25 protein-coding genes are annotated in these 25,812 nt (G+C 35.0%); 12 read left to right on the top strand and 13 right to left on the bottom strand.

Annotation, left to right across the window (positions count from 1 at the left end):
* Positions 1–107 precede the first annotated feature (107 nt).
* Positions 108–641, top strand: coding sequence for a redoxin domain-containing protein (locus JST55_09830; protein ID MBS1493801.1), 534 nt, complete (start codon positions 108–110; stop codon positions 639–641).
* A 7-nt stretch (positions 642–648) separates the two neighbouring features.
* On the opposite strand, the gene JST55_09825 is transcribed toward JST55_09830, so the two are convergent.
* From JST55_09825 to JST55_09810, 4 genes are read right to left on the bottom strand one after another with little or no spacing between them, the layout of a single operon-like run.
* Positions 649–1,161, bottom strand: coding sequence for a GrpB family protein (locus JST55_09825; protein ID MBS1493800.1), 513 nt, complete (start codon positions 1,159–1,161; stop codon positions 649–651).
* Positions 1,162–1,169: 8 nt separating this feature from the next.
* Positions 1,170–2,909, bottom strand: a complete 1,740-nt coding sequence (locus tag JST55_09820) for a PP2C family protein-serine/threonine phosphatase (protein MBS1493799.1) — start codon at positions 2,907–2,909, stop codon at positions 1,170–1,172.
* A 30-nt stretch (positions 2,910–2,939) separates the two neighbouring features.
* Positions 2,940–3,419 carry an ATP-binding protein gene (locus tag JST55_09815; protein ID MBS1493798.1) on the bottom strand — a complete coding sequence of 160 codons (480 nt, stop codon included), beginning with the start codon at positions 3,417–3,419 and terminating at the stop codon, positions 2,940–2,942.
* 7 nt (positions 3,420–3,426) lie between these two features.
* Positions 3,427–3,777: an STAS domain-containing protein gene (locus JST55_09810; protein ID MBS1493797.1), complete on the bottom strand. Its 351-nt coding sequence runs from the start codon at positions 3,775–3,777 to the stop codon at positions 3,427–3,429.
* A gap of 446 nt (positions 3,778–4,223) precedes the next feature.
* Between JST55_09810 and JST55_09805 the strand changes: the two genes are divergently transcribed.
* The 4 genes from JST55_09805 to JST55_09790 all read left to right on the top strand — a co-directional run bounded on the left by JST55_09805 (position 4,224) and on the right by JST55_09790 (position 8,838).
* Positions 4,224–5,387, top strand: coding sequence for an anhydro-N-acetylmuramic acid kinase (locus JST55_09805; GenBank protein ID MBS1493796.1), 1,164 nt, complete (start codon positions 4,224–4,226; stop codon positions 5,385–5,387).
* Positions 5,388–5,618: 231 nt separating this feature from the next.
* Positions 5,619–6,359, top strand: a complete 741-nt coding sequence (locus JST55_09800; GenBank protein ID MBS1493795.1) for an SDR family NAD(P)-dependent oxidoreductase — start codon at positions 5,619–5,621, stop codon at positions 6,357–6,359.
* A gap of 21 nt (positions 6,360–6,380) precedes the next feature.
* A complete protein-coding gene (locus tag JST55_09795; GenBank protein MBS1493794.1) occupies positions 6,381–7,439 on the top strand; it encodes an NAD(P)-dependent oxidoreductase in 1,059 nt (352 codons plus the stop codon).
* Between the two features lie 10 nt (positions 7,440–7,449).
* Positions 7,450–8,838: an aldehyde dehydrogenase gene (locus tag JST55_09790; protein MBS1493793.1), complete on the top strand. Its 1,389-nt coding sequence runs from the start codon at positions 7,450–7,452 to the stop codon at positions 8,836–8,838.
* Positions 8,839–8,899: 61 nt separating this feature from the next.
* Here the strand turns inward: JST55_09790 and JST55_09785 are convergent, their stop codons facing one another.
* A complete protein-coding gene (locus tag JST55_09785; GenBank protein MBS1493792.1) occupies positions 8,900–10,348 on the bottom strand; it encodes a hypothetical protein in 1,449 nt (482 codons plus the stop codon).
* 183 nt (positions 10,349–10,531) lie between these two features.
* On the opposite strand from JST55_09785, the gene JST55_09780 reads away from it, so the two are divergent.
* Positions 10,532–10,813 (top strand): hypothetical protein, encoded by a 282-nt coding sequence (locus JST55_09780; protein ID MBS1493791.1) that lies wholly within the window; start codon positions 10,532–10,534, stop codon positions 10,811–10,813.
* Here the strand turns inward: JST55_09780 and JST55_09775 are convergent.
* From JST55_09775 to JST55_09740, 8 genes are all read right to left on the bottom strand, one after another.
* The gene (locus tag JST55_09775; protein ID MBS1493790.1) at positions 10,810–11,409 is read right to left on the bottom strand and encodes an isoprenylcysteine carboxylmethyltransferase family protein; all 600 of its coding nucleotides are present in this window, start codon (positions 11,407–11,409) and stop codon (positions 10,810–10,812) included. The two genes, JST55_09780 and JST55_09775, sit on opposite strands and share 4 nt — an antisense overlap.
* Before the next feature lie 50 nt (positions 11,410–11,459).
* On the bottom strand, positions 11,460–12,188 hold the full coding sequence (locus tag JST55_09770; GenBank protein ID MBS1493789.1) for an MtnX-like HAD-IB family phosphatase: 729 nt from the start codon (positions 12,186–12,188) through the stop codon (positions 11,460–11,462).
* A 129-nt stretch (positions 12,189–12,317) separates the two neighbouring features.
* Positions 12,318–13,382 (bottom strand): M42 family peptidase, encoded by a 1,065-nt coding sequence (locus JST55_09765; GenBank protein MBS1493788.1) that lies wholly within the window; start codon positions 13,380–13,382, stop codon positions 12,318–12,320.
* Positions 13,383–13,401: 19 nt separating this feature from the next.
* Positions 13,402–17,181, bottom strand: coding sequence for a chromosome segregation protein SMC (gene smc / locus JST55_09760; protein MBS1493787.1), 3,780 nt, complete (start codon positions 17,179–17,181; stop codon positions 13,402–13,404).
* Positions 17,182–17,210: 29 nt separating this feature from the next.
* Entirely contained in the window at positions 17,211–19,865 is a 2,655-nt protein-coding gene (locus JST55_09755) for a hypothetical protein (protein MBS1493786.1), read from the bottom strand.
* Between the two features lie 80 nt (positions 19,866–19,945).
* Positions 19,946–21,073 (bottom strand): NADAR family protein, encoded by a 1,128-nt coding sequence (locus tag JST55_09750; GenBank protein MBS1493785.1) that lies wholly within the window; start codon positions 21,071–21,073, stop codon positions 19,946–19,948.
* Positions 21,054–22,175: a hypothetical protein gene (locus JST55_09745; GenBank protein MBS1493784.1), complete on the bottom strand. Its 1,122-nt coding sequence runs from the start codon at positions 22,173–22,175 to the stop codon at positions 21,054–21,056. Before JST55_09745 ends, JST55_09750 begins: the two co-directional genes overlap by 20 nt.
* A 212-nt stretch (positions 22,176–22,387) precedes the next feature.
* Positions 22,388–22,762, bottom strand: coding sequence for a PEGA domain-containing protein (locus JST55_09740; GenBank protein MBS1493783.1), 375 nt, complete (start codon positions 22,760–22,762; stop codon positions 22,388–22,390).
* Between the two features lie 898 nt (positions 22,763–23,660).
* On the opposite strand from JST55_09740, the gene JST55_09735 reads away from it, so the two are divergent.
* From JST55_09735 to JST55_09710, 6 genes are all read left to right on the top strand, one after another.
* Positions 23,661–24,068 (top strand): hypothetical protein, encoded by a 408-nt coding sequence (locus JST55_09735; protein ID MBS1493782.1) that lies wholly within the window; start codon positions 23,661–23,663, stop codon positions 24,066–24,068.
* A gap of 131 nt (positions 24,069–24,199) precedes the next feature.
* The gene (locus JST55_09730) at positions 24,200–24,544 is read left to right on the top strand and encodes a hypothetical protein (protein ID MBS1493781.1); all 345 of its coding nucleotides are present in this window, start codon (positions 24,200–24,202) and stop codon (positions 24,542–24,544) included.
* A gap of 90 nt (positions 24,545–24,634) precedes the next feature.
* Positions 24,635–24,826, top strand: a complete 192-nt coding sequence (locus JST55_09725; protein MBS1493780.1) for a hypothetical protein — start codon at positions 24,635–24,637, stop codon at positions 24,824–24,826.
* Between the two features lie 171 nt (positions 24,827–24,997).
* Complete coding sequence (locus tag JST55_09720) at positions 24,998–25,363, top strand: hypothetical protein (protein MBS1493779.1); 366 nt, start codon at positions 24,998–25,000, stop codon at positions 25,361–25,363.
* Between the two features lie 29 nt (positions 25,364–25,392).
* Positions 25,393–25,590, top strand: a complete 198-nt coding sequence (locus JST55_09715) for a hypothetical protein (protein MBS1493778.1) — start codon at positions 25,393–25,395, stop codon at positions 25,588–25,590.
* 24 nt (positions 25,591–25,614) lie between these two features.
* The gene (locus tag JST55_09710) at positions 25,615–25,806 is read left to right on the top strand and encodes a hypothetical protein (protein MBS1493777.1); all 192 of its coding nucleotides are present in this window, start codon (positions 25,615–25,617) and stop codon (positions 25,804–25,806) included.
* Positions 25,807–25,812 lie beyond the last annotated feature (6 nt).

Below are 25,812 nucleotides of genomic sequence, written 5' to 3'. Positions count from 1 at the left end.
CTTGTATCTTAACTGATGCAAGGGCTTTTTGTTTTGTATAAATTTGTATTAAGTAGAACCTTTATATGTTTATGTCCGTTCTATTTATAAAGACAAATCTATTTGAAATGTATAAGATTAAAATATTTTCAATAATATTCCTCGCTGCAATTTTTATTTTATCAGTTTCACTTTTCTATGCTTTTTCTAATAAGCCTTCCTATGAAATTAGTAATCTTAAAGATGTGAAAGGGAAGTGGATAAACTCCGATAAAGATATTTCGTTGAATGATTTAAATGGCAAAGTAGTTTTAATCGAGTTTTGGACGTTTGGATGTTATAATTGTAAAAATACCCTCCCTTATGTAAAAGACTGGTACTCAAAATATAAATCAGATAAGTTTGAAACCATTGGTATTCATTGTCCCGAATTCGACCGTGAAAGAAAATTCGATAATGTAAAGAAAGCTGTTAATGAGTTTGGAATTGAATACCCTGTATTAATAGATAATGAGTTTACTATCTGGGATAAATTCAATGTTGATGCCTGGCCGACAATTATTATTCTTGATAAAAAAGGAAATGTAAGATACACTAAAGTTGGGGAAGGGGATTATATCAAGACAGAAGAGAAGATAAAAGAATTGATTGCAGAAAATTAAGCCACAATTATTTTAATATCTCATTCATAAACTCAATTTTCTTTCTGTAATATTCTCTCGTCGTAAGTCCGTTCAAACTCTCTTTTAAAATTCTATACTGCTCTAAAACGTTAGGATTATTATTTAAATACTCGTAAAATTTTTGTCCTTCAGTCCATGCAGGACTCTCTTCATTCACTATAAATATTTCTATCTTCTTCCCATCTACGAAGGTATTGAAGCGCGCTCTTTCCAACGGATAATGTCCTTTTACCGGACCGAATAATTCCTCCAAAGTATCTATCATATCATTAAAATCTTTTTCAGCAACGGGAATGTGTATATCAATTTCGTCCTGGCCGGAAATTCCAAGACTGCTTGCTCCGCGATGCTCCACTCTTTGCTGAGTGCCTAATTTAGATTGTATTAATGATTTGACAGATTCAAATTTTTCATCGCAGGTCGGATCGAACGGAACAATAGAAATTATAGATTCATCGGATAAATGCTGAACCCACTTCTCCTGTTTCTCGGTAAGCATAATAAAAATTATTTAGTACACTTATTCTTTTTTAGAATAATAAGAGTAATATCGTCGTACTGAGGCATTCCTTTTGTGAATGTATCAATAGAGTTTGTGATTTCTGTAAGAATTGTTTTAGATGTTTCACCGCGTATATTTTTTACAAATGAAATTAAATTCTCATCACCGTATTCTTCGTTCAGATTATTCTGCGCTTCTGTCACTCCGTCAGTGTAGAATATCAGCACATCGTCATCTCCCAATGTAATTTTTCCTTTTTCGTAAATTACTCCCGTATCCATAATGCCTATCATAAAGCCGCCTTTATCAAGCAAATCCACATGAGAGTTTTTTAATACGAACGGGGGATTATGCCCTGCATTTATATATTCAAATTCATGTGTGTTAGTGTCAAGTATTCCCCAGAAAAATGTAATAAATTTTTCCGGCGGAGTGTTCTCATAAATTAATTCGTTAATTTTCCCGGTAACTGATTCCAGATCAAATGTATCTTCTGCATATAATTTTAAATATGAATGAACAGCTGATTGTATATTGGACATTAATAGCGAAGCCGGAGTTCCTTTACCGGATACGTCAGCAATTATAAGTGCTACTTTGTTTTCATTTAATTTTATTACGTCAAAATAATCTCCTCCGATATGAAGGGCAGGGATGTTTGTTGCAGTAATATCATAATCTTTTACCTGCGGAATATTTTTTGGCAATAACGCTATCTGAATCTCTCTTGCAATGCGAAGCTCACTTTCAATTTTTTTCTTATCAAGAAACTCATCGAATAACATTGAGTTTTCAATAGACATCACAGAAAGATTTACAATCGATTCAAGAAACTCAAGGTCGCTTTCACTGTATGGTTTAGGTGTAAGTTTTTTGCCGAGTATGATTATGTTATCTGTCTTACCATCGTTTACAGTTGGAATTATAAGCTCATAATGCTTTTTATATAAACTATCTAAAAACTCGTTATCGTTCTCTTCACGAATCATATACGGTTTGTTCATTGTATTCAAAATCTCAACATCAAAGTCTTCAAGATTTACATTCTTATTCTCCTTCATAAGATAAAGCTTATCTTCCTTATCCTTTGAAATTATTGCATAGTCTCTTATTCCGAAATTTCCGAGCAAAGAAAAATTTAACAGCTTCAGAATATTTTCTTTATTTAAAATATTCGAGTTGAATTCTTTGCTAAGCTCAAAAAGTGATTTTAACTGCTGAATCTTTGAATTCAGATTCTGGTTCAGCGCCTTTATCTCGGTAAACTTTAATGTATTCTCAATTGCAGATGCAGAGATGTTCAGCATAGTCTCAATAAAAACTATCTCACTCTTGCTTAATTCAGTTGTTCCTGCGCCGAGCTTATTGCCTATGCATAGTACACCAAGTAACTTATTCTGAAAATAAATTTTGAAGAAATATTTTAAATCGTAATCTTTTAGTTTATGACAAGTCTCCAACTCATCAGCATGGAAAAAAGGAATTTTCGGGAACACCAGCTCCATTTCCTTCGGAATGCTTTTTAAGTCAATGCCTCTGCTTGTTATTGGCAGGTAGACTTCTGTGCCGTTTGTGAAATCTTTTTTGATAAGAACGAGAGCTTTGGAGATAAGCATCTTACCCATAATACTCAGAAGAATATTACGGAAAATAAAATCGAGGTCAAGATTGCCGTTGAGAGTCTGTGAAAACTCAATCAGCGAATTCAACTCAAGCTGCTTTTGCTCTGATTCTGTTCTGGACATGGATTGCGAGAAGGTAACTTTTAAAAAATATTATCTGAAAAGTATTGTGCCTCTGAACTGCTTTGCCCCTGCCGGGAAAGAAGATGGTTTATCTATAGATTTTATTAATACAAGAGAATTTATATCAGGATTTTTATGCTGTGCGATAATTTTGCTCATGAATTTTTTCATGATTGGAATACCAAGTCCGCCGACCTTGAAATTTTTGAAGTATTCATTCATATCAGGATTTGCTGCATCGTTCGGGTCAAATGTGTTGCCGCTTTTATAATTGAAAGTGATTTTGAACTGATTGTTCTCAGTTTCAACTTCTATTTCAATTGTATTTGCTTCATTATATTTATGCGCATGTTTAATAATATTGGTGCATGCCTCGTCAACTGAAAGAACTATCTGGTTCACAACTGACTGGTCCAGTCCGCTGTGCTCAGCGCTCTCTTCAACAAACTTCCTTACGGTTGAAAGGTTTTTTGTAGAACTTGAAATCAATATTTTTACATTATCGCTCAATAGCTCTTTAGTTGTTGCTGAATTTTTCTACTGCTGTGTTCTCTTCATTGTAAATCTCAAATAAAATAGGGAAACCAAGCATATCGAAAATATTGAATATTTTCTCGCTCATTTCGCAAAGCTTTATATCTCCTTTATTATTTCTCGTATTTTCTATGTAAGCCATAAATACTCCAAGTCCGGCGCTGCTGATGTAAGTCAGCCTCTTGAAATTCACTATAATCTTAAACTTGTTAGATGCCAATAGTGTTTCAAGTTCCTTTTCCAGCTCTACTGAAGTATGGGCGTCGAGGAATCCTTCCAGGTTAAGGATCTCTATATCTCCCGAACTTTTCTTAGTAATGCTAAATTCTTCCATTTTAGAAATTAATTTTTACCAAAATCATAAAAAATATTATCAAAATAAATGTAAATAATAAAGATTTATAATCATTACATCCTTTCTCATTACGTTACGAACGAGGACGTTCGTAACGAGTTCGGAGTTTCGAATGTAAATAATAAAGATTTATAATCTTTACATATTGTTTGTTAATGTCCCCAAGTAAATAGTTTCGCCAATTGCCACGGCTTTTAAGCCGTGGTATAAATTCTCATCTCGAAAGGGCTTTAGCCAAATAATTTGCCCTGAAGGGCATCTTTATGAGAACATATTAAATCCATGCCTTAAAAGGCGTGGCAATTCATATTTGAAAATCATAATAGGATAACTTTGCCCTTACCTAGCGGATATGTTTCTCCATAGAAAGTAATTCGTAAAAATTGTATATTTGTTTCAAAATATGCTCAAAATTAACGGACTAAATGCCTAAAGTTACGAGAATTATTGGAATTTTATCGGGGACTTCCGTCGATTCTATCGACTGTGTTTTAGTGGAAGTTAAAGGATTTGGGCCAAAGACAAAAATTGCAGTTAAAGAATTTTATTCAAAGCGATACCCTAACGAGCTTAAAAAATTAATACTTAAAAATTCTCATATTGCAACAAGCAATGTTGAGGATATTTGCCTTCTGAATTTTGTAGTCGGCAAGGCATTCGCTCAGGCAGTTAAGGAGTTCCTCACAAAGCGGAAAATAAATTCTTCTTTAATTTCATTTATTGGCTCCCACGGACAGACTATTTACCATATCCCTCAGGAAAAATCAGTTGGCGGCATTAAATCCAAGGCAACTCTGCAAATCGGAGACCCTTCGGTTATTGCGACATTGACAGGGATTACAACGATTGGTGATTTCAGAACTGCCGATATGGCTGTAAACGGAAACGGAGCACCGTTTGCTCCATATTTAGATTATATACTTTTTGGAAATACAAAGAAGAATATCGCTCTTTTAAATATAGGCGGAATAGGAAATGTTACAATCCTGAAGAAAGGTTGTAAAAAAGACGAAGTGCTGGCATTCGATACCGGCGCAGGAAACATGATGATTGATGCTTTAATGAAAAAGTTTTACAAAATGGATTACGATAAGAACGGAAAGATTGCATCGCAGGGAGAGCTTAACTTAGGTCTTTTCAATAAAATGAAAACGAGAGATAAGTACTACGTGCAGGCACCGCCTAAAGCAACGGGACGTGAGTATTACGGCGAGGACTTTGTTAATTTTATTTTAAAGAATTCTACGGGAATACCTAAACAGGATATAATAAGAACGGTTACTGAATTCACGGCGTTTACGATTTGTTACAATATTAATAAATTTTTGCCGAAGGGATGCAGCACTATTGAAGAGCTTCACATCAGCGGCGGCGGAGCGGAGAATAAATTTTTAGTCGAAAGCATTGCTTCGCACATGCCCGGGACTAAAATTTTAAAGTTAGATTCAAAAGGTATAACAGCAAAGAATAAAGAAGCGGTTTTATTTGCAGTTCTTGCAAACGAGACATATAACGGAATGACTTCAAATCTGCCGAGCGTTACAGGCGCAAAGAGGGAAGTTATTCAGGGCAAGATTTGTTTAGCGTAAGATTATATTGATAAACGGTCTGCTGATTTGTAATCAGCAGGTCGGCTCCGTCCCAATTCGCCACGGCGAACTGTTTGGGACGGAAATAGTGAGCGAAACTCTGTTTCGCGCATTAATGTCGAAACGGAGTTTCGACTTCCACTGCCTTCCCAAACAGGAGTTTGGGAAGGAGAACTGAAATGTAGTGTTACGAGCGGGGACATTCGTAACGAGGGAACGAAATAATAATTAATGAAATCAGATACAAAAGATAAAGTAGCAATAGTAACAGGCGGAACAGGCGCTCTTGGAAGAGTTGTTGCTCATAAATTAGCAGAGCAGGGAGTTAAGGTTTACATCCCGACTCTCACAATGGATGAGTTCAATCACGTATTTGATAATTCTTCAACAGCAGATGAGGGTGAGTTTAAACTGAGAAAAATATTTGCATTCGATTGCAATGCCTTCGATGAAAATTCAGTTAAAGACTTTGTTGACAGTGTTGAGATTCAGGAAAAAGGAAGCATAGATTATTTAGTAAATACAGTCGGCGGCATCCACGCTCCCGTAAACATTGGTGACTTGGATACAGCGACTTTCGATAAGATGTTTACATTCAATTTTAAATCTACTTTCTTTTTTACAAGAGAGTGCCTTAAAATTATGAAGAGAAATAATTTCGGAAGGATTGTTTCCATTGGAGCAATTGCCGGAATGAAACCGGAAGCATCACGCTTTCCTTACTCTTATTCTAAGGCAGGAGTGAACTGGCTGATGGATACAATTTCAGAAGAGTATAAAGATTATAATATAAGAGCAAACACAGTGATGCCAAGCATAATGGATACACCTGCAAACCGTGAATGGGGAAGTGAAGAAGATATTAAAAAATGGGTGAAGCCCGAAGAAGTTGCCGAGGCAATTTCTTTCTTAATTTCAGATAACGGAAATTCTATAAGAAGTTCTATAATAAAAGTTTTTGGTAATTATTAATAATTAATATTATTTATATAAATGGCAGATAAAGAATTAAAAATTGTAGTAACAGGAGGAGCAGGTTTCCTCGGTTATCACATAGGTTTGAAGATAAATCAAATCACTCCATACAAAAATACAACGTTCTTTGATATCGCACCTTTTGAAGAAGGCGACTACAGCAAAGAGATAAATATGGTTTACGGAGACGTTCGGGATGCAAAACAAATGGATGAAATGCTCAAAGGCGCAGATGTTGTAATCCATTGCGCAGCAGCATTACCTCTCTGGAAGAAAAAAGATATTTATGAGACTAACGTAGAAGGCACAAGAAAGGTTTGCGAATCTTGCCTGAAAAATAAAGTAGGCAGAATGGTTTTCATTTCTTCGACATCTGTATACGGAGTGCCTGATGTTCATCCTTTATATGAGCATCATCCGAGAGTCGGTGTAGGTCCTTACGGCATCAGCAAAATCAAAGGTGAAGAGATTTGCGAAGAGTACAGAACTAAAGGATTGCCAATCGCTATATTAAGACCAAAGAGTTTTATCGGAACAGCAAGACTTGGCGTATTTCAGATTCTATATGATTGGATTGAATCAGGTGTGAAAATTCCAATAATCGGAAACGGAAACAACCGTTACCAGTTATTTGAAGTAGAAGATTTGGTTGACGCAATATTATTATGCGCTACACTGCCATTGGAAAAAATAAATGATACATTCAATGTAGGCGCGAAAGAATTCAAGACAGTAAAAGAAGATGTAGGAGCGATGTGTGAATATGCAGGAACAGGTTCAAGAGTAATGGGAACACCTGCAGGACCTATTAAATTTTTCTTAAGAATTTTCGAATTACTAAACTTATCACCATTATACAAATGGATTTACGGAACAGCCGATACAGACTCATTTGTATCAATAGAAAAAGCTCAGAAGCAGCTTGGCTGGGACCCGAAATTTTCCAATTCACAGGCTCTTATCCGTTCTTACCAATGGTATCTGGATAATAAGCACACAATACAGCAGGGCACGGGCGTGACTCATAGAATTGCCTGGAAACAGGGAGTTCTCGGATTATTTAAAAAACTATTATAAGGAAAAATTAATGCAAACATATTTAACAAAAATGCACAAGAAGTTCATACTTGATGTAAATCCTTCGACGGGTGCATTGATTGAAAAAATAAAATGTTCTTCAGCGGGCGAAATTGCTTCGGCAGTTAAACTTGCTCACAAGGCATATAAAGTATGGGGCAATACTCCTCTTAAAAAAAGAATCGCGTTGATGAAGTCCGTTGCTAAAGATTTAGCAAAAGCAAAGGATAGGATAGGAAGAATAATCGCAGATGAAATGGGCAAGCCTTTGAAATCAGCTGTAGGTGAAGTTCTTGGAACTGCATATGCTATTGAAGAAAATATTAACATGGCTGAAAAGGCTTATGAAACTGAAATCCTCAAAGAAGAAAATACAACAACTGAGCTTCACAGAATTCCGTTAGGCGTAGTTGCAGTTATTACTCCATGGAATTTCCCTGTAGGAATGCCTGAATCACTTCTTACACCGGCTTTGCTTGCAGGTAATACAGTTGTGTTCAAGCCGTCGGAAAATACTCCGCTTGCAGGTAAAGCAATCTATGAAATTTATAATAACTATCTTCCAAAGGGCGCTATAAATTTATTGCAGGGCGCAGAGGAAGTTGGTGAGATATTAATAAACTCCGATATCGATATGGTGGCATTTGTAGGTTCGCAGAATGTCGGTAAAAAAATCATGTCAGCGTGCGCAAAGAATTTAAACAGATTGGTTCTTGAGCTCGGCGGAAAAGACCCGATGATTATCTTAAAAGATGCAGATCTGGAAAGAGCTGCAAAGTATGCTGTGAATGGTTCATTAAGAAACTCAGGCCAGGTATGCGTTTCAGTAGAAAGAATTTACATCGAAGATAAAGTTGCAGAGAAATTTGAAAAGTTAGTTTTGGAAAATCTTAAGAACTGGAAAGTCGGCAAGAGCACAGAAGACGTTGATATGGGACCGATGGTAAACGATACACAAAGAAGCCACGTGCTTTCACAGATTGAAGAAGCAAGAAGAAAAGGCGCAAAACTTTTGCACGGCGGAAGCAAAATTGACGGCGAAGGATTTTTTATGGAGCCGACAGTTTTAAGCAATCTTTCAGATAAGCACGACATCATGGTAAGAGAAACATTCGGACCGGTTGTCTGCATACAGAAAGTTAAGACAGCAGAAGAAGCAATTGAGAAAGCAAACAACTCTAGCTTCGGACTCGGCGCAACAGTATGGACAAAAAATCAGAACAAAGGTAAAGAAATAGCAAGACAGGTTGAATCAGGTATGGTAGGTGTTAATCAGGGAATCGGCGGCGTATCAGGTACTCCGTGGGTAGGAATAAAACAAAGCGGCTTCGGTTACTTAGGTTCTATTGACGGTCTTAGACAGTTTACTGTTCCGAAGAAAATTTCTTATAAAGGATAATATATTATATATAGATGTAAAACAAAAAACCCGCTTCGTGCGGGTTTTTTTATGTTAAAAATTAACTAGCTTTCGGCAAGGAATGAAGAAGCTCTTTCACTTTTTCCGCCAGCCATTCCTTTTCTGCTACGTAACTTGATTTCAGAATCTCTTCCGAGCTAAGCCTCTCATTCGGATTCATTTTCATTCGCACTAATTTTTTCAGATAAGAAAGAAAATTATTAATAGCTTTGTTCATTGCAAGCGGAATGTTTTCATTTCTCTTCTGAAACTGTTTTATACTTTCAATAATTGATGAAATTTCTTTTAAGTAATTCAGTTCATAATATAGTTTGCAGAGCAGAAGCTTTGAATTTATATAATAGAAATAATTTATATATTTTACTTTTCCTAATGCAAACAGGGCTTTGTCAAATTCTTTCTTAGCAGTTAAAATTCTGGCAAGTGTCAGATAAACGGTTGACTCTTTAAGCTCGTCCGGGAAACGGTCTTTATATTTATTAAGGAAAGTATCAACCCACTGAGTCGCATTAAGCTTGAGAGAAAGATTTACAACGGTAAGGAAATTATTCGCATTAACTTTCTTATCCATAAATAAAATATCCCGTGAATCTAAATAAGAATTTATTCTTAGAATATCATGCAGTACATCGTTGTTCCCGTTCCAATATAATTTAACACAGTAGTTATTCATATTCATCAGGAAAAATCGGACACTTGCTTTATCAAGTTCATCAATATGATTTTCTATAAATTCTTTCATCTCATAATAAGAATTTATATTTTCATCGTCCTGTGTCATTTTGTAATTTAGATAATGAAGATAAACGACAGGATGATACTCTTTTATTTCTTTTTTATTCTTTTCTACAAATTTTATTACATCTTCAAAAACCCAGTTTCGCTGATTGAAATTTTTATTGGAATTATTTTTTACGTAACTGATAAGATAGTTGATATTAAGCTTGCTGATGATAAACTTATAGTTCTGTGCCTCTTCAAGTTTTGAAATCAATATTTCATATTCGGAAGAAATTGTATCGGCATGATACGAAAGCATCTGAGCATAAAGGTTAACCATATCCTGATAATACTTTTCATTCATTTTAATCCCCTGAGTTTTTTCTTTCAGGATAATCTGCTTAAGACTTTCAAATGACTTATTAATGTTTCTGTCTTTAAAAGCATTCAGCAAAATGATATTTGTATTAACTTTGTTATTCTCGAGCTCAAGTATAATCAGATATTGTTCAACCAGCTTGGTAAAATTAGAAAGAAGCTTTCTTGATTTTACATCGTCAAATTTTTCTTTGGGAAATATTTGTCTGAAAATTATTTCCTGTTGAATTTCTCCGGTAGATAATAAATGATAATTATCTTTAAAGATATAGTACAGTTTCAGAATATTCTGATTTTTATTGAAGAAGGGAGATAGAAGGAATTCTTCAAGGTTTCTGAATTCAATTTTTGTGAGCTTCAATAATATTTCGGCAAGCTTGGTGTCCTTCATGATTTTTAAGTGAAAAATTTAAAAATGCTCTTTCGGGGATAATTTTTAAATTCTCTTTCGCTCTTAATATAGCAATTTTTTGCTAAAAAGGGTATAATTTTATTTAAGGTATATTTTTTTTAAGATTTGTGACGCGAAATATTTTTAAATTATTTTTTAATTAAAATTATAATAAATTGCGGCATGAATCATTCAGGAATTGAATTTTGGAACTGTCAGGGAGTTCCCGTTATCTACAGAATAAATACCCCTGATTATTATTTTCTATCGGCTTGTGTTTCATTTTTAAAAGATTCAATCGAGATTTATCCTTTCCCTGAATTTTTCAAGAACGGCGATAAAATTTCTTATGAAGATTTTAAACTGCTGGTTAAAGAGACTTGGGAAAATCAGGGACTGGAATTCTCCGATGAGAAACTTGATATGCTGATTGAAAATAACAGCGAGTTTAAATCAGAAGTTTAAAAAATTCTTATTCCTGTAAAGTAAAAGAATAGAATTATTATCATTGTGATGAAGAACGATTGCAGCGTTCTTTTTTCCGATATTAAACCTGCCTTAAAATTTATTCCAAGCTTAGAATTAATTTCTTCCGGCACTCTTCCGAATGAAGGCATAAATCTGTTAACAGAATTATAATATTTTTCAAAAACACCTTTGAACTTCCCGCGTAAAAAATCTTCCTCGCTTAAAATAATACAGTAGTACTGAAACAGAAAATAGAAGAGTGCAAAAATTTGCAGATAAGGAAATAATGCATTGCTCATAACTCCCATACCGAGATAAATAAAAATGTTTCCCCAGTATAAAGGATTTCGAACTATGCCGTAAGGTCCCTGCGTTACTAAATACGTTCCGCCAACTCCCGATGTAACACGTGTTTCACTTCCCGCATAAGATACTGCCCATAAGCGTATTGCTTCGCCAGCAACTGCTATCATCAACCCAATTAACACTGATGTTGTAGTTGGATTAATAAAAAGCACCATCATTAACACCAATGGCAAGGGAGTGTAACTCCTGTACTTAAAAAAAACATTTCCTATTTTTCTGTAATCCATAATTTAAATTATTTCCCCTCCTTTTCAAGGAGGGGGTAGGGATGGTTAATTCACCCGCCTAAAAAAACATCTTTTCTTCTTACCTTAGCTTCCTGTCTGTGCTTTATCTTTCGCTGCTCGGTCAATTTGTTAATCTTCTTCATTACATCAGAAAAATCTTTATACTCAAAGTATGTCAGATTACTTTTCCAGCAGTAAGATGCTAAACGCTTCTTTGCAAAAAGTATATCAGCATAGTTGCTGACACAGTAATCTGATACTCCGTCGCCAATAAAAACTGAAATTTCTTCATCTAAATCATTCGTGTTGTTTACAAGAACATTACGCTTAGATACTCCGCAGTAACTGCATGATTCATCTCTGTGCGGAAATTCACAGGATAACTTATAATCATTACTGACTACAAGCGTGTTTGAAAAGAACTTTATTTCAATTTTTTCTTTTTCTAAAATATACTTTATATAATAATCCAAACCTTCACTTACAATTGTTGCCGGATACTCATTCTCATTGCACCAGTTCAGAAATTTTTGAAAATACGGGTCAAGACTTTCTTCATCTAGATATTTATTAAACTGTTCAAAACTGAAATCCTCAACCAAGTCCAGCTCTCTTTTAATACATTCTCTTGCAGAGATTTTCAAATCAACAAAATCATCTTCAATTTCTTTCAGTTTCTCTTTATCTTTAATAAATTTTCCTATAGAATTCACCCATACATCGTTCATCGTTATCGTCCCGTCAAAATCTATATAAAACTTCAGCTTAAACTTTTTCATCAAATGTTAAATAAATATTATTCTCAATCATTCAAATTAAAAAATCGTTCACCCCCTCCTTTTTTTAAGGAGGCTATCAATTATCTAGTCCCGCTTTTAGCGGGAGGGAAGGGGGGAGGTCCTCACAAATCAGATAGCAAAATTAAAATCTTCTTTCTTTTTATCGAACTCCAGAATTATATCAGTAAGCATATCAACACAAACATCTACGTCATCTAAATTAAGAACTTCATTGGATGAATGAAGATATCTTGTCGGGATTTCCATGCCGCCTACGGGAATACCGCTTCTCACTTTTGCGATCGCATCGGAGTCTGTTCCGAACCTTCCGTTCTCAACGTCAATCTGGAATTTATAATTCTTCGCTTTCGCAACTTCAATCATTTTATCACAAACAAAATTATTTGTCACAACTCCTCTTCTTATTACGGGACCGTTACCCAATTTTATATCACCGAACTGCTCTTTTAATACATCAGGAACATCAGTCGATGGCATTACATCAAGAGCAATGCCAAGTGTTGGTTTTAAATGATACGCAGCATTACCTGCGCCCCATACACCGGTCTCTTCCTGTACCGATGATACTCCGTAAACTTTTGTGCTAAATTTTTCTTTAGATAATTTTCTCAATACTTCAGCTACAATATAGATACCTATTCTGTTATCGAAACATCTTGCAGCAGCGTTGTTGCCGAGCAATTCACTGTAATCATTTCCGAAAATCACAGGGTCACCAATCGTAACATGTTTCTTCGCTTCTTCTTTGTTCTTAGCGCCAATATCAATATAAACTTCATGCATCTTTGGCAGCTTGCGTGTGTAACCGTCTTCCTGATGCAGAGATTTCTGACCGAAGATACCTTCTACAACTCCGTTGCTTGTAAGTATTCTTGCCTTATGCGCAGACAGAATTGACTGGTCAACACCGCCGACTCTCTGAAAATAAATATAACCTTCATCGCTGATGTAATTCACTATCAGCCCTATCTCATCAGCGTGGCCGACAATCATTATAGAAAATTCCGCATCGGGATTTAATGTTGCAGTTAAATTTCCATGCGGGTCATTTGAAATAGTTTTACAAAATTTTGATACTTCGTTTTTCCAGATTCTCTGTACTTTTATTTCATGGCCTGAGGGACCAAGCTCATTTATAAGGGAGACTAAGAAATCTTTTTGAAATTTTTCCATTTAAATAGTTTGTATAAAATTAATCTTTGAATCTTGTTTCTACAATTGTTGTTACTCCGGGTTCCTGCATAGTTACTCCATAAAGCCTGTCTACAGTTTCCATTGTTCTTTCATTGTGAGTGATAAGTATGAACTGTGTCTTATCTGAAAATCTTCTTATCATATTATTAAATCTTCCAAGGTTAGCTACGTCAAGCGGAGCGTCAACCTCATCAAGAATACAGAACGGCGACGGCTTCACTAAATAAATTGCAAAGAGCAGTGCAATAGCTGTAAGAGTTTTTTCTCCCCCTGAAAGAAGCTCAATAGATGTCGGACGTTTACCTCTAGGCTTAGCAGTGATTTCAATTTTTGCTTCAAGCGGGTCATCATCTACTTTGCCTTCCTCATCCTGCTCAAATATCATTTTTAAATCCGCTTCATCACCTTCGGAGAAAAGCTGCTTGAAAATATCGATGAAGTTTTCTCTTATCTGATTGAAAGTATTTAAAAATCTTTCGCGCGCTTCCTTATTGATTTTATCTATAGTCTTACGGATGTCTTTCTCTGATTCGAGTAAATCGTCTCTTTGTTTCACAAGTTCATCAAGTTCTTTTCTGTCGTTTTCAAAATCTGCAAAAAGCATCTCCTGATAACCGCCGAGACGTTTTAATCTCTCGGATAACTCATCAACCCTTCTCTTTGCATCATATAAATTAAATTCTTCTTCGGGTTCTTCCGCAGTTTCCGGTTCTTGTACTGTAACTTCTTCAACAACAGGAGCAGATACACTTTCAAGTTCTTCAGACTTTGCGACTTCAAGCTCTTCGATAACTTCATCTTGTAAAACTTCTGAATCATCAGAACTGATTTCCACTGCTACTTCGCTTTCAATAGCTTCTTCTATTTCTTTTTTTGTTTCTTTTGCTTTAGGTTCGGGTTTGCCTGTATAATCTTCTAATTGTATCTCGTACTTTTTCTTAATGTAATCAACCATCTGCTCAGCGCGGACCTGATTTTCACGTATCTTTACCTGTGCATCTACAAGTCCCTGAGATATTCTGTCAAAATCTATTCTCTTCTGTCTCTGTTCAAGATCAATTTTATACCGTTCTGCTTCTTTCGTTTCATAAGCTGCTTTTACTTCATTGTATGAACGTGAAATTATTTTCTCTTCTTCTTTATACTCGTTTAGCTGTGAAGCGTTGCTTTCTATTTTTGATTTTAAATCTTCAATCTGTTTTTCATTCAGGGCAAGGGTTTCATTGTTCTTTGCTAACTGTCTTCTTGAATTTTCAAGAGTGGATGTCATGCGCTTCAGATGCTCTTCTTCATTCTTTAATTCATTGCGGAGCTTTGTAACTTCAACGTTAAAGGAGTTATAATCAACTGAGCACTTAGAATATTCCTGTTCAACTTCGTTAAACTCATCTGTTAAAAATGATAACTGTCGTTCAGCATTGTTCTGCTCTGCTTCTGCATCTGCAACTTCTTTTATTAAGATATCTATTGAGGCAAGCAGCGATTTATTTGTTTCCGATATTGAATTATATCCGGCTTCGCTTTCGTTCAGCTGCTTATTGAGAATTTCCCTTTTATTATCAATCTTCTGTATCTCCAGCTCTAAATCGTCGCATGACTTTCTTAACTCATCTACATTTTTTTTATAAACCTTTATATCGATTTCATTATTTGCTGCAGTAAGCTGCTCTAAGTCTTTTAAATCGCTTTCAACTTCTATGTTATACTCTTTATATTCATCATCTAATTTCTGGATTTGTTTCTCCCTGCCGAGCTTCAAACCTTCTTTATTGGTCTCACTACCTGAACGTATAAATCCTTCTGTAAAAATATCTCCGTCAAGAGTAATAAACTTATAATAATTTCCTTTTGATAAACGCTTTGCAGTTTCAACGGTATCCACAATTACAAATTCATCAAGAATATATTTCATTAAGATGAGATACTCATCTTTTTTGCTCTTAACGAATTTATCGGCGATGCCGTAAACACCTTTTTCTCCTATAAAATCGGGAGTGTAATCTTCAAAATAAAAATTCTGCTTGTATGATTCTAACAGCTTATCATTCAGAATGAAGGTAACTTTACCTTTTTTGCTTTCTTCAAGTGAGCGGAGTATTGCATCCATGTCATTCGAATCATTTGCGATTACATAATTCGATACTTCACCAAGGGCAGTTTCAATCGCAATCTTAAACTTATCTTCTACGTCAATCGCATCAACTATTGTAGTAAGATTTTTTATCCCTTTATCCTTAATAAGATATTTTATTCCTTCGGAGTAATCATCGAATGAATCAATCAAATTCTTAAGGGCATCTGCTTTCGCTTTGATATTCTGAAGAGCGATTCTTTTCTCGTTAACCTGCTTTTCTTTTTCGGAAATCTTCGCAGTTAAATTTGTCTTTTCGTTTTCCTTATCGCGTAAGGTATTCTCTGCAACTCTTAACTTTTCAAGATTTGGTTTTAATTCGTCCTCTAATGTATTTTTATTGCTTTGCAATTCATCAAGCATCATCAGACTGTCCTTATTACCCGATGAAAGTTTTTCCAACTGATTTAAGTTCGCATCGTAGCTTGATTTATTTTTTTCATATGCTATCTTCTTAGTATTAACAAGCTTGTTAATTTCTTTCATCTTCGAACCGAATCCAACCAGTTCATTCTTCTTTTCAGTAATAACTTTTATTGTCTCATCAACTTTAACTTTCTTTTCTTTTAAAGAGTCTTCCGACATAATTAAAGTATTCTGCAATACCTTCGTCTTATTTTCAAGCTCTTCATGTGTAGTAGTATTTCTTTCGATAGTTGCTTCAAGCCTGTCGTTATCTTCCGTTATTCTGTTAATGTCATTGGTAAGGTTTTTACTCTTTTCAGTATTAACAAGATTTTCCCTCTCAATAAAATTTATCTGCTCGCGGACGTTCTGCAAATCATTATTATAATTTGCCATCTGCGTATCAATCTCTTTCAGTTCATTGCGCAGGTTATCGAGTATAGTATCGTTTTGTTTGAGCTCAATTTCAATCTGATTTTTTAAATCAATGTTGCTGCCTTCATTAGCTTTGATGTTTTCAATTTCAGCTATCAAGCTATCGTAATCCACTTTGTAAACTTTTAGCTCCAGTACTCTCAGCTCTTCCGATACATTCTTCGCCTCTTCATTTCTTTTTAACTGTCTTTCGAGCGCGTTTACTGTTCGCTGCTTTTCACGGATGATATCATTTACTCTTGAAAGCGTTTCCTTTACTGATTCTAATCTGTTATAAGTTAAATCCCTGTTGTGCTTATATGTAACAATCCCCGAAGCCTCTTCAAATAATTTTCTTCTTTCGTTTTTTACATTGGAAAGAATCGTCTCAACCATCTTTAATTCGATTACACTGTACGCATCGGGACCGATACCTGTATCGGCAAACAATTCCTTAATATCTTTTAATCTTACCTGAGTGCCATTTAGAAAATACTCCGTCTCACCTGAGCGGAAGAACCTTCTTGCAATCTGAACCTCACTGTACTCTGTGGGAAGCAATCCTCTGTTATTCTGAATCGTTAGCGCAACTTCGGCAACACTCAGCGGCTTGCGGAAACGCGTACCGTTGAATACAACGTCTTCGCGCTTCTGGCTTCGCAAAGCTTTATCGCCCTGCTCGCCAAGCACCCATCTCATTGCGTCAACGATGTTAGATTTACCCGAGCCGTTCGGTCCCACAACTGCGGAGACGCCCGAATCGAATTCTATCGTTGTCTTATCTGCGAATGACTTAAAGCCGAATATTTCGAGTTTAGAAAGATACAATTAATAAAAATACAATTATTAGCGAAGAATCAATTTAAATTTGCGAATACCATATTGAATGCATCTATGGCATTTGTGAAAAACGAGTAATAAAAATATATCAGTACGAATACTATAAGAAAAATTCCGTAGCCGTATATAAACGAGCGGAACGAACGCACTTCAAATAATATCTGCGTGCCTTTTACCAGTCTTACAATATAGAAAATATAGGCAATTAAAAAAACAATAAGCGAGTAAAAGAACAGCGATATGTTATACTCGTTCAGCTTGTAAAGCACAGTACCTATAGGCAGCATAATAAGAAGCGGAAGCGATGACCACACTGCAACAATATAAACGTTCTTGAAATAAACTCTGCCCCTCATATAAAGAGAAATTATATACAGCACAATCGCAGTAAACAGATTCAAAAATATATTCACGACTGAAAACACTGCGATAAATTTCCACGGCTCGTTTATCAGGTCAATGAACATCTGCTTCATATCATTTCCCGGAAGAAAATTCGTAATGATTATATCCACATTAGCGTACTCTTTATAGTAGTAAAGTATATTTGCAAAATATATTGCTATGCCTACCGATATCATCAGCGTCAGTAAAATATTTATCGCCATGGGTACAATAAGCTGCTCGCGGAGCTGCATAAAAAATGTTTCCGGCTGGAATATGCATCTGAAGAAATACTCTCTGAATCTTTTATACTGATTCAATAAAATTATAAGTATCACTATAAAGCCAAGCCCGACAATTAAAAATATCTGCGGAGTAGATTTCTTTGTATTGCCTTCAAGTATCTTCGGAGTGTCTTCCGAAACAATCATCCTTCTCAAAAACTCTGCTGACTGCTTTGCAGTCCTGTCTAAAGTATGTATTCCGTTTGTGCGGAGGAAAATATCCTGATTCTGCGGGAACAACTCCGGATGAGCAACAGGATAATCTGCCCATGCTGCTACGAAAAGCCCAGAGCTTATCGGATCAAGTATCTTGAACGCATCTACAAAATATTTTGTCTGCGATTCCTGTGAGTGCGCATCGCTGTAGCCGTTGCGGTTATCGTTGTTGATTGTAATCCCGAACGAAGCAACAAACAGCGTTGTGTTCTTCAGTTCAGGCGCCTGCTTCAGAGTGCTTCTGAAATACTCATTGTACTTTACAACTTTATCAATTCCGTTCTCATAAAAATTCAGTCCTTTCAGTTCAGTCAGTCCTAAGCATTTATCAGTTTTATAATTCGATGTTGTGTAATATGTAAACTTTTTATTGGCAGTGTAAATTGTATCAACAATGTTCTTTGCATTTTTTATGTATGCCGGCGCAAGGGAAGAGCTGACTTCAAACTCGTTGCCAAGCCCGATTGCAATCACGCACGGATAATTCCTGTCGCGAAGCGCTGCCTGCATTACTAAGTTCAGTCCCCAGTCAGTGAAATTATTTTTCTTGAATAAAAACTGCGGAACTTCATTGAACGGAACATCTTCAAATAAAAATAATCCTATGCGGCTGCAGATGTTCAGCAGGTAAGGATGCGCCACTGCTCCCGCAACTCTCACCGAATTAAATCCCTGCTTCTTTATGTTCGTAAGCTCTGCAAACGTTTCGTTATAGTCCAGCGCCGAGCCGAACTTAACCGATGCCTCAAAATAATTTGTGCCGTACAGCTTTAAGTTCTTTCCGTTTATTGTGAACTGCTCTGCCTTCTTTTGCAGTGTGTAAATTCCAAACTCAGTATCACATACATCAATTAAAACATCGTCCTGATAAATTTCCGTTCTGCAGATGTAAAGGTTGGGGCTCTCCGGTGACCACAGCTCGGGATTTTTTACAACTGCCTCGCTTACAACGCTTACTACATTGTTGTTCTCAATGGTGAAGCCCGTTCTTGATGTACTTGCAGCTTCATCGCCTGTTGTTCTTTTTAAAATTTTATTTACTACATAAAAACTTTTGAAGCCTTCGCTTTTTATTTTATCCAGCACCGTACTGCGCACCGATGAATTAATTTTTATCTTTGCCGAATTATCTGCGTTAATACTATACGTTACAAAATTAACAAGCGAGTATATCTTCGGCACAACGAGGATATAAATATCTTTGTTGATTCCGCCTTGAACTGCGCCAAAGCTTGTAACATTTGCAAGTGGCACTGAGGAGTTTGTTAGTCGCGAGTCAACCGAGATGCTTATTGTATTCATCTCACGTATTACGCCTTCATCTATCGGAGTAATGACGGGCAGTCCGCCGCCTGTATGCTTCGTGATGAATACATCGTTTATCTTTATCTCGCAGGTATTGTTTATGCCTTCTGCAACAAGAAGGAAACTGTAGTTTGCAATGGAGTCGGCGCTGACGGAAAAATTTCTGTTGAAGAATGACGTTCCGGAAAAATCGTATGAGCAGGGGACTATAAGCTTTGCAAAGCTGCCGCCGTTATTGAACGATACGTTCCAGTCGCCGTTAAGCATAAGCTTGCGGCGTGTGGATGATTCGAAGAATAAGCCCTTATCGCTAAGCGGGTTACGGGATTTATTCAGCGCTTTGATTGAATCGTTTGTGATGCTTGAATCTTTTGCAGACGTAACGGAAGAGTTCCGCTCGTAGATCTTTATCTGGGCGTTCAGTCCGGCAATTGCGGATAGTGTAACGAGTACTGTTAGTATAAAAACTCTAAATATAGCCAATCGGCAGGGATGCGTGAATTATATGGAAAGTGCAAATATAACGTTTATTTTGCAGAGAATAAATGAATTTCGGAGAGAAATTATTGATGAAACAGCGGAATTGCTGTAGAATTTTTCTTTTTATTTTTGGATTCTGTATTTTTGGAGCTTTTTGATTTAGATTTTCTCTTTTTATCGGATACATTTTCATCATGATTTAGAATTCTCATTCCAAGTAAACTTTCATTGCTGGACAATCCCATTGTGAGACTTTCATTCGTTGATAAATTCAATGTGTTTAATATTTTTACATTTGACCTCATATTTATTATGGTCGAATTTAAAGAATTATAAGCTACTAATGGTTTTAAAGGAGAAATTTCATTTAAGGATTCATTAGTAGGCGAATTATGGAACATTGGTGGATATACTGTGCCAAAATTTATAAGAAGATTAGATTTTTTTAACAGAAAATTAGATATAATAATATTTTTATGTAAAGTTTGCTGTTTATCAATTATATCATAATATGTTTGGTTCTCGACTTCCTTTTTAGATTTAATTTTAGTGTTAGGTTGTTTTATATTCCAATGATTCTGTAAAGAATTAATAAAGTTTTGTCTTTCATCTATAGGTTCAATCTTTTCCCCAAGGAGTTTAAAATCTCTTATTTTTAAAGATGGTACCATTAATAGATCAAACTTTTTCAATGAAAATAGTTCCTCTCTAAGTTTCATTAATAACCTTCCCAAAGCATTAACTCCTCGTAAAATATTTTTATCATTTCTTTCTCTCATTGCTCCCCAAAATGTGTCTTTAGTGCTATCCTCAACAATAGGTTTGTCAAATGTACTTTCTAATAAATTTCCAAAAGACATAAAATTTTGCGCAAGCTTCACCCTTAAACACCAATACATTATATCTTTACGAACTAAATCCCAATCATTGCGGCTTTGATCTCTATAAGGTTTACTAACCATCTTAGCAGTCATAGGACTTTTTTCAGATAATATTTTTTTTTGGAGTTCAGGTAAATCAGGGAATCTACAAGCTTGGTACAAAGCTTCAGAATTTAAAATTTTTATACCATTAACAATTAAAGGAAAACCAGGTGCCATATTAGAAAGTCCACCAAACTTTTCTTTAGTTTTTCTAAACACACAAGCATGTTCTACATTGTATATTCTTTCGCTCGAATTTATTTTATTATTAGAATCCAAAGATTTCATCTAACTCACTTTTTTTAAAATTATTCGTTTGACTCTTAACAAACAGTGGCAAAAATCCTCCACCACTATACCAAAATACCAAGGGACAGTTGTTAGGAACATTTCTCCAAGTAAAACATAAAGTCCCAAAACCAAAATCTTTAGTCGATGGTAGTGAGTAGCCTAAAGGACGAATGTTGTTCTTAGTAATATTTGCGTTGTTTAAAATTTCAACTCCTTTAAGTAATAAAATATTTTCAAATCTTTGTCTGTTCTGTAAGTTAGTAAAAAAGTTTTCTGTTCGAGGGGTATTATTTGCTCTATAAAATTCCTCCTGTACAGAACTTTTATAGGATTGTTTACTAATATACTCATCACAATTTCTAACTATTTTATCTTTGAAATCCGTAATAATGTTGGCTTGGCCTGTTTCTAATGGATATAAAAATTGTAATTTAGAATATGCATTCTTTTTATCGTTATCAATGTCTATTGCATTTCTAGTGTCAATCATTTCTTTAAATTTCTTTCCAATTTTTATTTCTATTTGTTTCATTTTTTTCCAATAATTGAGTGTATGTTTAAAAATAAAAATTGGAAATAATTTAGCGCTTCCATCGATTATAGCTAATTTGTTGCTTTTACTACTAGAATATTCCTTTAACGACCAATCATATATATCATCAAAAAATGTTTTACCAGTGCATAAAACATCATCTAAATATATAAAATACTTTTTGCTGGTTGAACCGCAATTATTAATATCATAATTATATTTTGTATGCAAAAATTCTTGTAGAAGTTCTAATAACTTTTTTTGACTTTTACCTTCTTCTTGAAGATCTAAAAATACAGTATTATTTAAAAATTCTTCTTCGGTTTGATAAATAGATTCTTCTGTTAATACTTCTATAACAGCATTTAAAAATTTTATGGCATCTACTTTTGTAACATATCTTTCTTTTAAAATGTTAATCAATTCACTTAAAATAAACTCTCTATCTTCTTCTTTAAATTGAAGTATCCATACTTTTATACCTTCAACTGTAATTTGATTTTGAGAACCTTCGTCTTCTCTATAATCTTTTATAATTTCATAAACTTCATTAATCAAGTTATCCATTATAATTGGGGGTTATATTAAATAAATAGTTTATCAATTATTATAAAGTAATTTTTATTTGGATAATATTAAATATATTAAATTTAGTATTTTAGCCGTCGTTGTTCTTCTGACCAACAACCACAACCCTTATAATTACCCACAAAAAAAATCCTGCCCCTCACTAAAGAAGAGCAGGATTGGATACTAATCACAAAATAAAAAATTAAATTTTAGGGATTTGCCTCTAAGTTTGCTTTGTAGGCAGACATGTCAAATTCATTCCAGTTGCCTGTTGCGGCATCGACGATAACTCCGATAAGTCCGCAGAGGATATCAAGGATAAGCCAGCCGGCTCCGAGTCCGTAGCTCATTCTCATCGATTTTTTTTGAAAGCCGTCTTTAACAAAATCTATTACGTAGTCTTTTCCTTTTTTAAGTTTGATCTTTAAAGGAGTGCTTCCTTCGTTCACTCCGTTAACGAGCACCTTAGCGCCTTGCGGCTCGCTATCGAGAGTGATTTCAGAATTACTGCCGGAAAACAATGTAGCGCATCCGCTGTAAACAGTGAATGAAAGAACAAGAACAGCAAGAATAAATTGTTTCATTAGGGGGTTATTTAATTAGGGAAAGACGAATAATATTTAAAATAAAATTTATCTTCAATTTATTTTAACTAAAGGATAAATATTATTTTTATTATTTGTGAATAGAATTTTTAAATTTTATTCTCACTATACCTGCTAATAGGGAAGATTTGATTTGAATAAAAAAAATAATTTTGTAAATTGGATTGTTGTTATCCGCCTAGGCGGATTGTTCTTTTTGTCTTGATACAAAAAGAACCAAAAAAATCAAGGCTGTATAAATTTTCCGGAAAATTACTCCGAAAGGCGGGCTGCGACGTAAACTCGCTTCGCTATCGCTCGCTCAGACAAACGTCTTCGCCGCGCCTGTTCTCGTAATTTTCTAATCGGAAAATTTATAAGGCCTGATTGGTTGAATTGAAATATTATGAAATAAAATCCGACTAAAACCCGACTGTTTTAAGAAAGTAGAACGTATGTATTGTAAAATCAATAGGGGGGATTTTCAAAATCCGTCAAAAATCCGTCATTTGAAACGAAATTTCATTTAAAAATATGAACGTTCCGAAGCTGGAGCATCGGAACGAGAGAGAAATATAATCCGACTATTTCCCGACTAATTTTTATAATTAGTAATTAATAATTAATAATGAGTAATTGAAATAACCCTGCTAGCGGCATTTTATAAATAAATATTATTTTGCAGAAAAATCCGACTATTTCCCGACCATTTTTTAAATGAATAATTGATAATTAGTAATGAATAATTGAAAAGCAAAACCCGACTTATTCAAACTTTTATTATTAATTATTAATTATTCATTATTAATTAGTCCCTACGTATTGTGTGGTATCTTACAATTAGAATGACTACAATGTAAGTACCCACCCCAGGCAATTAAACTCCGGACTACAATAAATGAGCAACAGAGAAAAACTTCTCCTAAGAGAAATTGATAAGGAGCTTGATACTCCCTCGCGTACTAAATTATCAGTAATAGAAGCAGACAACGAAGAGAAGTCAAAACCTGACCTGCACCTTCAGCAGCTTATAAAGAACTACCGGAATGCAGCCGATGAGCTTAGCAAGTATCTGCAGTATTTTAAGACAGATAATAACAAACAATATAATAAGCTGGACGATATAAACTCGAAGGAAAGCGAATTCTTTACAGAGTCCGATATAAACCGTCAAAAATTTAATGAAAAAAGACTGGCAGAAATAAAACGAATGCAGGACAAAGAAGCAGGCATCACAGAGCCTGCTGCAAGTAAACCGAATTTCATCAGCACTTTTGTCTCAAGATTTTTAAAGAAGAGAAGATAAAACTTGAGACTTGCTGCTCCGCTTCTTTAATGGGATAAATATAAATTATTCCCGCACTCCGTATTAAGTGGTATCTGATGTTTAGAATGACTACTCTATTAAACTCCCCAGGAAAATTAAAAGAAAAGACTATGAGCACAACTCAGGAACCTGCGGATGAATCGAAAGATGTTAATCGTGATGCAGAGCAGCCGAAAGAAATAATTAATAAGAAGCTGGAAGATAAAAGTCCCGCCAATATATATCTCATCAATAAGGAATTAAATCCGATGTTAGGCATACCGATGCGGAGGAATTCCGCATTGGAAAATGCATCACCGGAAAAAAAGTCACAGGATATAATTTCAGTCAATAAAATAATGAATGAAGAAAAGAACGAAGATAAGAATCAGGGAAAGAAGATTTTTCATAGGGGAATTGTGACAAGGGGATTTGATTTTGTAAAAGACGGAATGAAGAAGAACAGGAAGAAGTAATCTTTTGTATAAAGTATAAAGTAATAAGTAGAAAGAAAAACAAAACTACTTTATACATTCTACTTACTACATAATACTAAACATAATAAAATGGCTAATGTATTGAACGAAGAATTAAATGCAGCAAGAGCTGAAGAGGTAAGAGTGAAGAATTTGAAGCCCGTGAATCCGCACATCAAAAATCACCTCGGCAGCCAGAAGATAATGGAAAATATTTTCGGCGGACATAAGAGCCACAAGGATAATATTGTTCCTTATCCAATGCCTAAAAGCGAAAAATAGCAGGATTATTTTACTGCCACTTCTGTCATAAAAATGCCCCAGTCTGACATTTGTATATAGGTCCTTGTATAAAACCTGTTAAAAGCAGCCTAAAAATGCGATTCCCGTAGGTACAGGAATTGAATTGATAAGGCTAAGAAGGTGAATTAATCAAACTTAAATCATAATAAAATGGAGACAGAAAATAAGAACACTCAAAGTGATAATCTTCTGAACAAAGATGAACAGAAGGAAAAACGTGACTACGAAAAGAAGGATAAACCGTTTAGTGAGACAGTAAAAGAGCCGGGAAACCCAAGCCTTGAAAAGACATTTGATGAAGAGAAAAAGCATCATGAACATAAAATAATGAGCCATAAAAAAGAAGATAAGGCAAGGGAAAGCTCAGATGAATTTGACGAGCAGTACTCAGACGAAAACAAAGAACATGGTATTGCGAAGGATATGAATAACAGGGAGAGAGAAGCAGAGAAGATACAGGAAGAGGAAGATACAAAAAATGATAACAGAGAAATAGAGCTTAACAAAAAATTGTAACTTTCATTTTATAACTTAAAAAAACAATCATGGAAGCAGAAAAAAATAACAATCAAAATATTGATAAAGAAAAAATAGATGAACAGAAAATCGATGTTGGGTTTTCAATTCCTGAAAGCGATACAGAGAAGGAGTCTGATAAAAAGAGAATTGAAGTGATGGATGAAAAAGTAGAAGAGGGAACTCCTGAACGTCCTTCACAGAAAGACGGTGGCAAAGCTGAGTAAACAAATTAAACCAAGAAAAATTACATGACACCTGAAAAATCTGAAAAAATAAACGAAGCTATAAAAAAAGAAGTTGAACGAAGCGGGGCTGAAGAAGCGCTGGCAGACTATCCGAAAGAAATCTCTGAGCAGAAAGAGACAAGCAATACTGAGGATTTAAAAATTGAGCTCGCCGAGGAACAGGAAAAGGCAGAGGAAAGAAAAAGTGAAGAGTAGTAGAAT

This window comes from Bacteroidota bacterium (assembly GCA_018266835.1).
In the GTDB taxonomy this organism is placed as follows: Bacteria; Bacteroidota; Ignavibacteria; order Tepidaquicellales; family Tepidaquicellaceae; genus JAFDZO01.
This window is presented reverse-complemented; position numbering and strand designations above follow the sequence as displayed.

Coding starts and splice junctions, on each gene's coding strand:
- JST55_09820 (MBS1493799.1), bottom strand. CDS start 2,909: ATGTCCAGAACAGAATCAGAGCAAAAGCAGCTTGAGTTGAATTCGCTG.
- JST55_09825 (MBS1493800.1), bottom strand. CDS start 1,161: ATGCTTACCGAGAAACAGGAGAAGTGGGTTCAGCATTTATCCGATGAA.
- JST55_09740 (MBS1493783.1), bottom strand. CDS start 22,762: ATGAAACAATTTATTCTTGCTGTTCTTGTTCTTTCATTCACTGTTTAC.
- JST55_09830 (MBS1493801.1), top strand. CDS start 108: ATGTATAAGATTAAAATATTTTCAATAATATTCCTCGCTGCAATTTTT.
- JST55_09730 (MBS1493781.1), top strand. CDS start 24,200: ATGAGCACAACTCAGGAACCTGCGGATGAATCGAAAGATGTTAATCGT.
- JST55_09810 (MBS1493797.1), bottom strand. CDS start 3,777: ATGGAAGAATTTAGCATTACTAAGAAAAGTTCGGGAGATATAGAGATC.
- JST55_09785 (MBS1493792.1), bottom strand. CDS start 10,348: ATGAAGGACACCAAGCTTGCCGAAATATTATTGAAGCTCACAAAAATT.
- JST55_09720 (MBS1493779.1), top strand. CDS start 24,998: ATGGAGACAGAAAATAAGAACACTCAAAGTGATAATCTTCTGAACAAA.
- JST55_09770 (MBS1493789.1), bottom strand. CDS start 12,188: ATGAAAAAGTTTAAGCTGAAGTTTTATATAGATTTTGACGGGACGATA.
- JST55_09715 (MBS1493778.1), top strand. CDS start 25,393: ATGGAAGCAGAAAAAAATAACAATCAAAATATTGATAAAGAAAAAATA.
- JST55_09750 (MBS1493785.1), bottom strand. CDS start 21,073: ATGAAATCTTTGGATTCTAATAATAAAATAAATTCGAGCGAAAGAATA.
- JST55_09780 (MBS1493791.1), top strand. CDS start 10,532: ATGAATCATTCAGGAATTGAATTTTGGAACTGTCAGGGAGTTCCCGTT.
- JST55_09800 (MBS1493795.1), top strand. CDS start 5,619: ATGAAATCAGATACAAAAGATAAAGTAGCAATAGTAACAGGCGGAACA.
- JST55_09745 (MBS1493784.1), bottom strand. CDS start 22,175: ATGGATAACTTGATTAATGAAGTTTATGAAATTATAAAAGATTATAGA.
- JST55_09735 (MBS1493782.1), top strand. CDS start 23,661: ATGAGCAACAGAGAAAAACTTCTCCTAAGAGAAATTGATAAGGAGCTT.
- JST55_09775 (MBS1493790.1), bottom strand. CDS start 11,409: ATGGATTACAGAAAAATAGGAAATGTTTTTTTTAAGTACAGGAGTTAC.
- JST55_09790 (MBS1493793.1), top strand. CDS start 7,450: ATGCAAACATATTTAACAAAAATGCACAAGAAGTTCATACTTGATGTA.
- JST55_09805 (MBS1493796.1), top strand. CDS start 4,224: ATGCCTAAAGTTACGAGAATTATTGGAATTTTATCGGGGACTTCCGTC.
- JST55_09725 (MBS1493780.1), top strand. CDS start 24,635: ATGGCTAATGTATTGAACGAAGAATTAAATGCAGCAAGAGCTGAAGAG.
- JST55_09795 (MBS1493794.1), top strand. CDS start 6,381: ATGGCAGATAAAGAATTAAAAATTGTAGTAACAGGAGGAGCAGGTTTC.
- JST55_09710 (MBS1493777.1), top strand. CDS start 25,615: ATGACACCTGAAAAATCTGAAAAAATAAACGAAGCTATAAAAAAAGAA.
- JST55_09765 (MBS1493788.1), bottom strand. CDS start 13,382: ATGGAAAAATTTCAAAAAGATTTCTTAGTCTCCCTTATAAATGAGCTT.